Origin of the sequence: Paenibacillus salivarius, from assembly GCF_051307165.1 — a bacterium.
In the GTDB taxonomy this organism is placed as follows: Bacteria; Bacillota; Bacilli; order Paenibacillales; family Paenibacillaceae; genus Fontibacillus.
On the sequence record NZ_CP195592.1, the window covers coordinates 2,617,021 to 2,630,045 of the forward strand.

Consider the following 13,025-nt stretch of genomic DNA (forward strand, 5'->3'; position numbering starts at 1 on the left):
TGAAATATTCAAGGGAGGCACGGTATGAGAAAAAGAGGAATTCGGAAATGGTCGGGAGTCATTCTGTCATTGCTTCTTGCCGTAAGCCTGGCTGCATGCTCAGGTTCGAACGGAAACGGAGCGCCGGAGACGGCCAAGCCGGAATCGACGGACAACAAGACGGAAGGAAATCAAAATAACGATGCCGCGCTTGATTACACTTTCGGCGAGAATCAAACCTTCCGCTCCAACGAACCGGTAACCTACTCGATGATGTACAGCGATCATGAGAACTATCCCTACAAGGAAGACTGGAGATTATGGAGCGCGATCCAGGAAAAGACGAATGTAAGCTTCGATCTGTCCATCACGGCGAGAACGGAATATGAGAATCAAAAATCGCTGCTCGTAAACAGCGGCGACGCGCCATATATTATCCCGAAAACGTACGAGGAAGCTTCCTTTATTCCGAGCGGACAAATCGTACCGATCAGCGATTATGTCCAGTACATGCCGAATTATTCGAAAGCGGTCAAGGATTGGGGAATGGAAAAAGACCTGACGACCAAAATGCAGGCTGACGGCAAATATTACGTACTGCCGGGTCTTTGGGAAGTTTCCGGCGGCGGATATTCGTACATCATCCGAAAGGATGTGTTCGAAGCTGCCGGTGTCGATGTAACCGGAAATGAAGGGAATTGGACTTATGAGGATTTCTATCAGGCGATGAAAAAGGTGCAGGAGCATACCGGGAAGAAAAACATTTTCTCCGATCAATTCAAGGGCGAAGCGACGTTAAACATCGCGGCCGTTGCGTACGGCGTGACCGGCGGTTGGGGAGTGGCCAACGGTCTGCAGTTCGACGAAGAGAAAAAACAATTTTATTTTGCGAATACGACGGAAAGTTTCAAAGAATATGTGACTTATTTCAACAAATTGATCAAAGAAGGCATTATGGACCCGGAATCGTTCACGCAGGAGGACGATGCGGCGCAAGCCAAGTTCTATAAAGGCGATAGCTATATCATCAACGGAAATTACCAGCTGATGTCCGATTTCAAAACGAAAATGCAGGATCCGAACGCAGAGCTGTACATGATCGTGCAGCCCGGAGGGCCGAAAGGAATGCTGCAAATCGAAGCGTCCCGGCTGGAGAACGGAATCATGATCAGCCAGAACGCGCTCAAGGATCTCGGCGAGGAAAAGTTCATCAAAATGCTCCGTTTTGTCGACTGGCTCTGGTACTCCGAAGAAGGGCAAACGCTCAGCCTATGGGGTGTTGAAGGGGAGACCTATACGAAGGATGCGAACGGAAACATCGCGCTCAATCCGGACATTACGTACAACGGTCTTAACCCTACGGCAACGAAGAAATTGAACGCCGATTTCGGCTTCGGAGGCGGAGTATTTGCTTACGGCGGGTCCGCCAAGCTGAAATTGTCGAAGATGACCGACGGCGAGAAGGATTATAACGATCGAATCTTAAAAAACCGACAGCCTCGTACCCTTGCACCGCCGATCATGGGAACGCCGGATCAAAGCGAGCAGATGAACCTGATCTCCAAACCGCTTATCGATTACGTGAAAACAATGACCTTGAAATTTATTACGGGCCAGGAAAGCTTGGATAATTGGGACACATACGTAAAAACGGCGGAAGCCAACGGGAGCGCCCGATACACCGAAATGGCGAATGAAATTTTTGAAAGCACGAAGGGCTTGCTTGGTTATTGATTATGAAGCGAGATGTTGGTCCGGGACGCCTGAAGGGGTGTTCCGGACTTTTTTAATGGGAAGACTCTGCGGCGAGCTCAGAGTGTATGAAATTTCAACCATAATTCCGTGGAAATGGCTTGTTTGAGCTCAATGTGTATGATATTTCAACCATAATTCCGCGAAAATGGTCTGTTTAAGCTCAATGTGTATGAAATTTCAACCACAATCCGCGAAAATGGTCTGATCGAGCTCAATGTGTATGATATTTCGACCATAATTCCGCGAATATGGCCTGTTTGAGCTCAATGTGTATGATATTTCAACCACAATCCGGAAAATGGCCTGTTTGAGCCCAATGTGTCTGATATTTCGACCACAATTCCGCAAAATGGCCTGTTTGGCCTCAATGTGTACGATATTTCAACCACAATTAAGCGAAAATGGCCTGTTTGACCTCAATGTGTATGATATTTCAACCACAATCCGCGAAAATGGCCTGTTTGAGCCCAATGTGTATGATATTTCAACCACAATTCGCGAAAATGGCCTGTTTGACCTCAATGTGTATGATATTTCAACCACAATCCGCGAATATGGCCTGATCGAGCCCAATGTGTATGATATTTCAACCACAATTCCGCGAAAATGGCCTGATCGGGCCCAATCTCTATTACTTTTCAACCATGAACTGAAAGGAGACGTGCAGTAATCATTTCACTCCGGCCGCCAACAGCAATTCTTTCGAACGCACATCCATCCCCTGCCCAATTCCATCCCCTAAAGGCCTCGATCCCGCCTCACTTTATCCATGCATTTTAAACAACGCTAAAAAAGTTCTCCTATTTTTAAATGTTCGTACATATGTTATTTTAGGCCGAAAGCGTATTCATTGAGGTTTTGGTTAATCGGTTCAGTTTTATTTGAAACCAGATGAGGAGGGTCAAGTCATGAAGAAAACATGGCTGGTTTTATTGACGGCGCTTTTGATGACAACGGTGTTATGGGGATGCGGAGGCAAGTCTTCGTCTTCCTCTCAGGGGGAGACTGCGGTGCTGGATGGGGGAGCGGGCGAAAACGCCACCGAACTATCCTATTGGACTTTCGTGGAGCTGCACGGCCAACACTTTGAGAAGATGCTTCAGAAATGGAACGAAGCCAATCCGGACCGTCAAATCAAGCTGAAGGTCACTGTCATGCCTTATGACGATATGCACAACAAGCTGTCCATTGCCGTCCAAACCGGGGTTGGCGCACCGGATATTTCAGATATCGAGCTCGGGAAATTTCCCGACTTCCTGAAGGGAACCCCGCAACTGGAAAAGCTGAACGATGTCATCGACCCTTACCGTGACACGATCGTAAAATCCAGGGTCGACATTTACAGCAAAGACGGAGATAACTACGGTATTCCTACCCATGTCGGGGCATCGGTGGCTTTTTACAATACCGAAATTTTGGAGCAGGCCGGCGTGGATTATAAAACGATCGAAACATGGGAGGATTACAAACAAGCCGGGATCCTGGTCTACGAAAAAACCGGTAAATATATGGGGACCGCCGATACCAGCGCGGGATGGCAGTTATCCCAATTGCTGGCCCAGCAAGGGAAGGACTTTACGGACGAAGCGGGCAATCCGGTACTGAACTCCGAAGAGATGGTGAAGGCGCTCACGCTTTTGAAGGATTTGCAGGATAACCATGTGATTGCGACCATTGCGGGCGGGCAGCCCGATACGGAGGAAGCCTACGGTGAATTCAACGCCGGAAACTATGCGACAGCGTTTATGCCGTTATGGCAAATGTCCCGTTATACGAACTATATGAAAGATCTTTCCGGAAAAATCGCGATCGCCCCGATTCCCGTCTTTGAAAAAGGCATGCCGAGATCCGTCGGTGGCGGAGGAACGGGAACGGTTGTGACAAAGACGGCGAAAGACATTCAACTGGCTAAGGATTTTCTCGCCTTCGCGAAGCTGTCGCTTGATGCCAACAAAGAAATCTGGAATACGCTCGGCTTTGATCCGGTCAACATGGACGTTTGGGCCATGAAGGACGTGACTCATAATCCGGATAACCAGTTCATCCAATACTTTGTCAACAATCCGTTCGACGTTCTGAATGAAATCAAGGACGAGATCATGATGTCAAAATCCGTTCCCGCCTCGCCTACGATCAATAACGTGTTGTATACAGTGACGCTCAATGAAATTTTTGAAGACGGCAAAGACATCAAAGCAGCGCTGGACGACGCGCAGGAACAGGTGGAACAGGACCTGAAGGAGTAGGAATCCATGATCAAGAGATTTCTTTATTCGCAGAAAATCGCTCCCTATGTATTCGTGCTGCCGTTTATCCTTGTATTTCTCGTATTTTGGATTTATCCGCTCGGAAGTTCGGTCAGCATGAGCTTTCAGAAGGTGACGCTCGGTCAGGAGGCCCAGTGGGTGGGCATGAGCAATTACGCAAAACTGCTGGGCGATAAGGTGTTTTTTAAAGCCGTCATGAACAGTGCCGTGTATATGGTACTCACCCTGCTTATTTTGATTCCGGTCCCTATGCTGCTGGCCGTACTGATGAACGGAAAATGGCTGTGGGGAAGGGAGTTTTTCAAATCTTCCTTCTTCTTTCCGGCGCTCACTTCGGTTGTCGTCGCAGGGACGATTTTCCGGCTCATGTTCGGCGAGATGGAAGGGTCGATGATCAACAGTATATTGGGCTATTTCGGCATTGAACCGATCAAATTTTTGAAAGGACAGGTAACCGGTTATATCGCCTTGGTGGCGCTCGCGGTTTGGAGGTGGACCGGGGTGAACGTGCTCTATTTTTTATCCGGCCTTAAAAGCATTCCCGACGATTATTATGAAGCCGCCTCCATCGACGGAGCTTCAAGGTTTCAGAGGTTCACGCAGATTACGATCCCGCTCCTGAAGCCGACGACAGTCTATGTGCTTACGATTAGCATTTACGCCGGACTCGCCATGTTCATCGAGAGCATGATGCTATGGAACGGGAACAATTCGCCGAAAAATATAGGTTTAACGATCGTAGGATATTTATACCGGCAAGGGATCGAGAAAAACAACCTGGGTTACGCGGCGGCGGTCGGAATCGTCCTCCTCGTAATTACGATGATCATCAATCTGGCGCAATTGTCGTTCTCTGGATTGTTCAAGAAGGAGGAGTAACCGATGAAAAGAGAACTTCCCGCCAAAATCATCCTTTTTGCGATATTTTCGGTCATTTGTCTATTGATCCTGATTCCTTTCTACGCGGTGACGATCGCCTCCTTCAAGCCCGGGGAGGACCTGATCAGGTATGGTCTGAACTTGCGGTTCGATTTGTCGGTCATGAGCCTGGACAATTTCGCATATTTGTTTACGGGGGATCACGCCTATTTCACATGGTTTTTCAATTCCCTGCTGTTGACGGTCGTGCAGGTGGTGCTGACGCTGATCGTCAGCGCCACGGTCGCGTACGGGTTTTCGGCCTATGAATTCAAAGGGAAAAATGCGTTGTTCATTTGCGTACTGCTCATTATGATGGTGCCGTTTGAAATTTTGCTGCTTCCTTTATATACGCTGACGTTTAACCTCGGATTGATGAACACCTATTCCGCGATCGTTTTGCCCGGCGTCGCCGGGGCGGCCACGATCTTCTTCTTCAGACAATACTTGAGCGGGATTCCTAAAGAAATTATCGCGGCCGGCCGGGTTGACGGGGCTTCCGAGTACGGGATTTATTTGCGCCTTATTTTGCCGGTGATGAAGCCTTCATTTGCGGCAATGGCGATTTTGAACGGGATGAACAGCTGGAACAACTTCCTCTGGCCGTTTATGGTGCTTAGCGATGACCGAAAATACACGCTTCCTATCGGGTTGAAGACACTGCTGACCCCATACGGGAACAATTATGATTTACTGATCGTCGGTTCCTTTTTCTCGATCATTCCGATTTTTATTCTGTTTGTCGCTTTCCAAAAATATTTTATCGATGGGATGACTGCGGGGGCGGTCAAGGGATAAACAAGGCCGTTAATCTTAGCCGTCCCGTAAGGCCTGTATATGTATTATTGAAGGGAGTCGGCATGCAATTTTTTAGGAAATACGAAAAAAATCCAATAAAATCGAGGAATTTTATGATCGTGTTCAAAGAGACGGTGAGGTAATAAGATAAGGCGGGAATTCCCAAAATATGTCGAATAACGGCGTTTTATCTTAAGTTGAATGTAAAGTATGATATAGACATCACCAAAGGAACCGATCCCCATCGGTATCTGGGGTGATGCGCTGAAATCTCGAGCGAGGTGACTCCCGATGATCTAAGTAAGCGAAGCATACCGGAAGCGTCTGTAATCACAAGGAAAGGCGTCCGTGACAACGTCTTTTTAGCAGATAGCGGGTATGTGGGGACCCAAGTTGGCAGATGGCAACAGTAACCGATGTCGAGGAAATGCAACTTAACGCAAGCGTATCGCTTGCCATGAAGGAGCGCGATTCCAATGCAAACGGTTAGCGAAGCGTACAACCAACGATCTTCACATCAAGGGATGCGTCCGTGAAAGCGCCGCCCGTGAGCATCGTGTACGCGGGAACTCACCCCATATGCAGGACATGGGTTTTGACTCCTGATGGAGTGGAGTAACAGAAAAAATGATGAACATGACCATGTCGTGGATATGGTTTGTTAGCAGGAGGAACAGGGAAAATTGAATAGCATAATCGGTGCGTAAATCCCCGGTAGCGAAGGCTGGCGGGGGTTTACGCATGTTTATGATACTTGCTAATTTACAGGGGGCCCATGATGTCTGAAAATAAAACGAACGCAATGCGCATGTTGGATAAATCGAACGTTCCGTACACGATGTTGGCATACAATCATGAAGACGGAAAAATTGACGGCTTGGCGGTTGCATATAAAATCGGAAGGGATCCCGATCATGTGTATAAAACGCTGGTCGCACATCAAGGCAATCAAATTTATGTCTTTATTATCCCTGTTGCGGCGGAACTTGATTTAAAAAAGGCGGCAAAAGCCGCCGGCGCAAAAAAGCTCGAGTTGCTGCCCGTCAAGGACCTTTTGAAATGGACGGGGTATATCCGCGGAGGATGTTCGCCGGTTGGGATGAAAAAGCTTTATCCTACGTTCATCGATGTGAGTGCGGAAGCGTTGGAAAAAATGGTGGTCAGTGCCGGGAAAATCGGCACCCAAATGGAGCTTGACCCGATGCAGCTTGCCCGCCAAGTAAACGCGAAATTTTTACCGGTAATTAAAACTAGCCTGGAGACGACAAAAGCCGAGTAGCTTACTTGAAGCACCCGGCTTTTTTGAATAAGAACGTTGGTTTCAATTCGTTGCATTAGTTTCTTGCATAGTCAGTTCCGTTTCCGGGCAGAATCCCGGATTCTTTGAACAAAGCTCACTTGTAAATTCCGGGTGAAGACGGGCCAGCTCCGCAAAATAACTTCCGATCACGTGGTTGAGACCTATGGCACCTTTCTGAAAGGAGAGTTTCGAGGGCGTTCGGACATGACTGTAGTAAAATTTTTTGTCACGTTTGGGCAGCTTGTATATAGGTGGTGGTGCATGGGTGACGATATCGAACAGATTGGCGAAACGGTAGCTTCTCGGGACATACTTGGCAAAAGCATTCACAAAATCGGGATCCCCAACCCGGGGAGACCCGAACGTAAACAGAACGGGTGAATAGGCAGAGTTGGCTGCGATATCGACAGCACTTAATGTTGCCAGTGCACCGCCAAGGCTGTGTCCAGTGACATATAATATTTTGTCCTGAGATAGTTTCGAGAGCTCCGACAGAATTCCTTGGCGGGCCGAAGAATAAATTTGAGTGAAGCCGCGATGTGTGAGGCCTTCTTCTTTCATGTATTTGAACGATTGTTGCGAGGCGATGATATCGGAGACCCAATCGGTCGTTGTGCTGGTTCCCCGGAAGGCGATAATGATTTCCTCGGGCGATTCCAAAATAAATCCGAAACGTTCCCAGATACGGCTGAACGATTTCGCGCGAATCGTATATCTGACCGCATAATTGGTCGGCACAACAAACGAGCCGTCCGTATTGGCAAATTGGGTGTAGGTCTGCCCGCAGACGGCTGCCAAAAAGATAGCCCGTTGTTCAATACTGTTTTTAATGCTCACCTGGACCCCGCCCCTCTATGATTCATTAAATATGACAAAAAGGCGGAATAGGTGCTTGCGGAATTCAGAAAAAGAAGAGGAAAAAAATCTTTGTTATGAAGCAGAACCATTTCCTCGCGTGGTTGAATTTGCAGCAAGCGTTTATATGAGGTATTAATAGTAGTACAATTTGGAAGTGATGGTGTTTATTATTTTTTTTAGTGGAAGGGAGTGTGAAAGTACTATGACGAGTAAAATGAGAAAGATGATTGGCACGATTGCGTTTTCTCTTTCGCTTGTTGCAGGTGCTTTTAATGCTGTTTCGGCAAATGTTGACTTAAAGTCTAAACAATCAGAAGAGATAGAGAATACTTCATCTCATGTTACTGGAGAATGGGAGTTAAAGCTAGAAGGAGGACAGACAACTTATACAGAAACTCTATCTATCGCCAAGGGATCCGGTAATCTTAAGTTACAAGCCAAAAATATGGGAAGTCAATCGTTTCGAGTAACACTCCAAAGCGTTGATTATCCTCAATATGGCGTGATTTTAGATACGACTGTGAAAGCCGGTAAAACATTTGATTGGACGAAAAACGGCGGTGGCGTTCCTTCAGGAGCATATATATTGCAGGTACATGGCAGTACGGCTAATCCAAAAGGTGTCGTATATCTTAAAAGTGCAGATACTCCTTGGTAAACTCTCTCTTGGCCTGGGATCAAATTGACCTTAAAATAGCAAAGGCCTCTTATTATTCTCATCAATAATAAGAGGCCTTTTATACATTAAGTATAAAACGCGTTTGCCTATTCCTCCGATTTTTCCCGCTCAGGCAATTGCGTCACATAGCTGTCCGACAATCTGAGAAGCTCCAGTGCCCGGTTAAATTCATCCTCGGTAGACTGCGGCGGTTTGGTTTCGTCGCCATCCAGGGAATAATGCTCGCCGTCTTCAAACCCGCTTCCGGAAAGGAACAGTTCGCCGTTGTTTACGAAGGAACCGGTGGGCAAATAATAGCGTTCGGGGAGCAGATTGTAGGAAGGATGATTCAACAAGTCCTGCCCGAAATGAATATGATTTTCCAACGAAACACCGAGCAAGTTGCATACGGTCGGCAAAATATCGACCTGTCCGCCGAGCTGCTTCATGACGCTTGGGGTCGTCATCTCGGCCGATGAGATCATGAGCGGGATATTTATCATGTCCCGTTCCTTATATTCATGTCCGAAGATCTCCTCCAGCAGTGACTTATCATGATCCTCCAGAGAAAAGAGTGGCAGTCCCCGATGATCTCCGTAAAGTACGATCAGGCTGTCTTCCCACACGCCGTTACGCTTGAGTTCATCAATAAAATGGCCGAGCGCGTAATCGGCGTAATTTTGCGCCCGAATGTATTCACCGACCAAAGTTCCTTCGAATCGTTCGGGAAGAGTCATATTGTATTTGCTTTCCGGAATGGTGAACGGGTTATGAGCCGACATGGAGATCACGTGGGCGTAAAAGGGTTGTTCGGTATGATTCATTTTCGCCAATTCTTCGGCCGTTTTTCCGTAAAGCACCTCATCCGAAGCTCCATAAAACACAAGGTCTTCTTCTCCAAAAAACGCCTTGTCATAGTACCTGTCGAATCCGAGAGCGGCGTAAAGCTCGCCGCGGTTCCAAAAATCAACATCGTTCGTATGGAAGGTCGCGGTGTCATAACCCTGGGCTTGAAGAAGCTTCGGCAGACTAGGCAGCTCTTTGGGAGCATACATCTGTGTCGCAGCGCCGTCCGCCGGAACATAGAAAGAAGTGTTCACCATGAATTCGGCATCGGATGTATTTCCCTGTCCCACTTGTTGATAAAAACGGGGAAAGTAGTAGCTGCTGTCCGCGAGTTGATTCAAGTTGGGCGTAATTTCCTGTCCGTCGATCGAAAGATGAATCAAGAAGTTTTGAAAGGACTCCATTTGGATGATGATCAGGTTTTTGCCCTTTGCGGCCCCATATAAGGCCGGTTGAAGGGGAGAAGAAATCCCTTTTTCCTCGTTGATGGCCGCCTGGGTGATTTCCTTGATATCTATTTTTTCTTCTTCCTCGTCCGCCAACAGCGTGTAAGCCTCGTAATTCAAGATCCCCATTTGTTCGGCTTTGACCGTTTCATTCATACTTGCCCGGTTCGGAAAAATATTCAAGGAGCATATCAAAATCGATAAGCAGAACATAGCCGCTACGACCTTGCGGTTGCTCGGATGCGACATGGATTTGATCCATCCCCGTGCCTTGTTGCGCCTGAAAATCACATAGAAGGCGATAATGATCAGATCCAGAAACAACAACAGATAGGAGGGGTGAAGCACCGCAAATATACTTTTTTTGACGGCCCCGACTTGTTTGGCTTGGCCCAATACCTGCGAAGTCGCAATGATACCGAAATGGTTGTGGTAAATGATCAGCGAAAAGAACAAGACGGTGATCAAAAGATTCACAATTATGTAGATAGCCAGCTTGTGTTTTGTCGCGAACCATTCGATCAGACAAAATGCGAGCAGCACGCAAGGAATTTCTTTGAGCCAGGTGGTCCAGGTGGGACCGTCCTCAAACAAATAAAACCAGGCAAAATAGCTTTTTGCCAGCATGATCAGCGAGAAAAATACGATCGATCGAATGCTGAGCGTACGTTGGACTCGAACCGACATGGGAAATTAGCATCCTTTTCTATTAAGATGTAGTCATTTTATTACTAGAATTGGTGGAAATCAACTGATAGAAATGAAGAAAAGTGTCAATCCGTTTAGCTGCTTTGAAACGTCGGGCTTAACGCATTTTTCACGGCCTCGAGATAAGCGAAGCGATGGTGTTGATCCGGCTCCAAATAGGTGCCTTCAGCCCACTCGTTCCAAGCATTTATGAAGATAAATTCGCTCTTATACAAGACTCTTGACCATTTGATTTGGTTGGAGAGGTACCTGTGGAATTTCTCCGGAGTGGCTCCGACGGTGCTTTGTCCCCGGATTCCCATCCGGGGGGTATTATCCCAGCCAACATAAGCTCCGGGAAAAAGAGCGCCTCGGTCGCTTCGGCGGGATCGGTTTAGGATCTGCTGCCATACCAGGTCGTAGTCGATGACCGTATGTTGATGATGCTCCATTTCAAGCTTGCGCCAGATTTGGGTCGATCCGCTATGGGCGAACGTGTAATGAGGCTCAAATTCCACATTGGCGTCAAATCCCTTTTGATCTACAATCGGAAAACCTCCCAGCGTACGGACAAAGTAAATACCATTTAGGCCGTGTGCTTGAGCCAGCCGTCTCCAAAAGCCGAGCATTTCGTCGCAGCGGGGAATATCCGCCGGTCTGTAGATCAGAAACATGGGTTTACCGTTAACTCGAATATAGCGAGGATCACGGAAAGCAGGGAGCAGTTCATAAAAGTGTTCTTCCCATTCCCGTTCATCTCCGTAAGTTTGCTCCAGCAAAATATGTTGGCTGCCCCCGTCCCATCGCCGGGTCCAGGACTCGTTCGCCCAGGACAAGCAAAAGGGAAAGTCCGGCTCGCCAAGAGCAAGCATTTGCTTAATAGGGCGTTCCAGCAATTGCTTTCCGTTAAACCAGTAATGATAATAGCAAAATCCGTAGATCCCGTAGCTTTTGGCGACATCTGCCTGCCACTTTCTCGCTGAAGCATCCGTAAGATCGTAATAATAGTCGTCGAGAGGAAGTTTAGGCTGCAAATGGCCAGGATAGAGCGAAGAAGCTTTTCGCGTGTTCGTCCATTCGGTAAAGCCGTTTCCCCACCACTCGTCATTTTCGGGAATCCGGTGAAACTGGGGCAGATGAAAAGCGATAAGCTTCAAGAGCAGGTCACCTCCTGTGAAGGAATTAATTCCGTGCGCAGTATGCTTTCAACATACTGGATATTGTATGTAATGGAGGGGCTTTTGTTATAGGACAAATGTGCAGTCCGCAAAAAAAGATCAACCCGCCGGGAAGACGGATTGATCCACATTACAATGCCTGGTTTAACTTTTGCCGACTGCCTGGACGAATCGCTCCAACGCTTCCGTCAGCAATTCTCGAGGACAGGCAAGATTGATACGGAGAAACCCTTCGCCGCCCTTACCGTAAATCGAGCCTTCGGTAAAGGCGATTTTGGCTTCCCTGTACATAAGCTGTTTCAGCTGTGCCCTGGAAAGACCGAGTTCCCGGCAATCCACCCACAGCAAGTAGGTTCCTTCGGAGCGGACCGGATGAAGCATAGGCAAGCGCTCCGATAAAAATTCGATGGTGTAGTCGTGATTGGACTTGACGTAATTTAGTAGCTCCTCCAGCCAAGGCTCGCTTTCGTCATACGCGGCGATGGTTGCGGCCGGCCCGAAATAGTTGACGGAGCCGAGGCCGAGCGTATGGATACGGTCTTCGAAATGCCGTCTCATTTCCGGGTTGGATATGACGGTAAAGGAGGTTTGAAGCCCCGGAATATTGAAGGTTTTCGAAGGGGCGAGACAGGTCACGGTCCGTTCCGCATAAGCCTCGGAAATGGAGGCAAAAGGGTAATGGCGGTGCTCCGGAAAAACCAGGTCGCAGTGAATTTCGTCGGCAACAACCTTGACATCATACCGGACGCAGAGGTCGCCCAGACGTACGAGTTCTTCCTTCGTCCAAACCCGGCCGCCAGGGTTTTGCGGGCTGCAAAGGAGCAGGAGCTTCGCTCCTTCGCGCATCCATTTCTCCAGCAAGTCGTAATCCATTTCATAACGGCCGTTATTGAGAATCAATGGGCTTTCGGCCAATACGCGGCCGTTTTTCAGAATGACGTCATAGAAAGGATTGTAAACCGGCGATTGCAAAATGACGGCGTCACCGGGCTCCGTCAACATTTGTACGGCAAGGCTGAGCGAGGGAACGACGCCGGGGGAATCCGTCAACCAGTCCGCTTTCAGGTTCCATTGATGACGCCGCCCGAACCATCCCGTGATTGCTTCCGTATATTCTTCGGTACGGATGGTGTAACCGTACATTCCTTGCGCAGCCCGATCCGAAACCGCCCGGATGACAGCCGGAGGGCACTTGAAATCCATATCGGCTACCCACAGCGGAAGCACGTCGGGATCGCCGAACAATTTTTCCCCCATATCCCATTTATAGCTCATCGTCCCGCGTCGGGTGGTACGTTCATTAAAATCAAAATTCATCGGTTAAGCCATCCTTTC

At 48.0% G+C, this 13,025-nt stretch carries 10 protein-coding genes; 6 read left to right on the top strand and 4 right to left on the bottom strand.

Annotated features, from left to right (window positions below; all coding sequences use genetic code 11):
• Positions 1-24: 24 nt before the first annotated feature.
• From ACSFXJ_RS11830 to ybaK, 5 genes are all read left to right on the top strand, one after another.
• Entirely contained in the window at positions 25-1,713 is a 1,689-nt protein-coding gene (locus ACSFXJ_RS11830) for an ABC transporter substrate-binding protein (protein WP_435925448.1), read from the top strand.
• A gap of 929 nt (positions 1,714-2,642) precedes the next feature.
• A complete protein-coding gene (locus tag ACSFXJ_RS11835; RefSeq protein WP_435925449.1) occupies positions 2,643-3,980 on the top strand; it encodes an ABC transporter substrate-binding protein in 1,338 nt (445 codons plus the stop codon).
• A gap of 6 nt (positions 3,981-3,986) precedes the next feature.
• Entirely contained in the window at positions 3,987-4,880 is an 894-nt protein-coding gene (locus ACSFXJ_RS11840; protein WP_435925450.1) for a carbohydrate ABC transporter permease, read from the top strand.
• A gap of 3 nt (positions 4,881-4,883) precedes the next feature.
• Positions 4,884-5,717 carry a carbohydrate ABC transporter permease gene (locus ACSFXJ_RS11845; RefSeq protein ID WP_435925451.1) on the top strand — a complete coding sequence of 278 codons (834 nt, stop codon included), beginning with the start codon at positions 4,884-4,886 and terminating at the stop codon, positions 5,715-5,717.
• A 778-nt stretch (positions 5,718-6,495) separates the two neighbouring features.
• Positions 6,496-6,996 carry a Cys-tRNA(Pro) deacylase gene (ybaK, locus tag ACSFXJ_RS11850; RefSeq protein ID WP_435925452.1) on the top strand — a complete coding sequence of 167 codons (501 nt, stop codon included), beginning with the start codon at positions 6,496-6,498 and terminating at the stop codon, positions 6,994-6,996.
• Between the two features lie 42 nt (positions 6,997-7,038).
• On the opposite strand, the gene ACSFXJ_RS11855 is transcribed toward ybaK, so the two are convergent.
• Entirely contained in the window at positions 7,039-7,854 is an 816-nt protein-coding gene (locus tag ACSFXJ_RS11855; RefSeq protein ID WP_435925453.1) for a lipase family protein, read from the bottom strand.
• A 223-nt stretch (positions 7,855-8,077) separates the two neighbouring features.
• Between ACSFXJ_RS11855 and ACSFXJ_RS11860 the strand changes: the two genes are divergently transcribed.
• Positions 8,078-8,533, top strand: coding sequence for a hypothetical protein (locus tag ACSFXJ_RS11860; RefSeq protein ID WP_435925454.1), 456 nt, complete (start codon positions 8,078-8,080; stop codon positions 8,531-8,533).
• Between the two features lie 107 nt (positions 8,534-8,640).
• Here ACSFXJ_RS11860 and ACSFXJ_RS11865 read toward each other — a convergent pair whose 3' ends face one another.
• From ACSFXJ_RS11865 to ACSFXJ_RS11875, 3 genes are all read right to left on the bottom strand, one after another.
• On the bottom strand, positions 8,641-10,512 hold the full coding sequence (locus ACSFXJ_RS11865; protein ID WP_435925455.1) for an LTA synthase family protein: 1,872 nt from the start codon (positions 10,510-10,512) through the stop codon (positions 8,641-8,643).
• Positions 10,513-10,607: 95 nt separating this feature from the next.
• Positions 10,608-11,669 (bottom strand): glycosyltransferase WbsX family protein, encoded by a 1,062-nt coding sequence (locus tag ACSFXJ_RS11870; RefSeq protein WP_435925456.1) that lies wholly within the window; start codon positions 11,667-11,669, stop codon positions 10,608-10,610.
• A 165-nt stretch (positions 11,670-11,834) separates the two neighbouring features.
• Entirely contained in the window at positions 11,835-13,007 is a 1,173-nt protein-coding gene (locus ACSFXJ_RS11875; protein ID WP_435925457.1) for a MalY/PatB family protein, read from the bottom strand.
• Between the last annotated feature and the right edge of the window lie 18 nt (positions 13,008-13,025).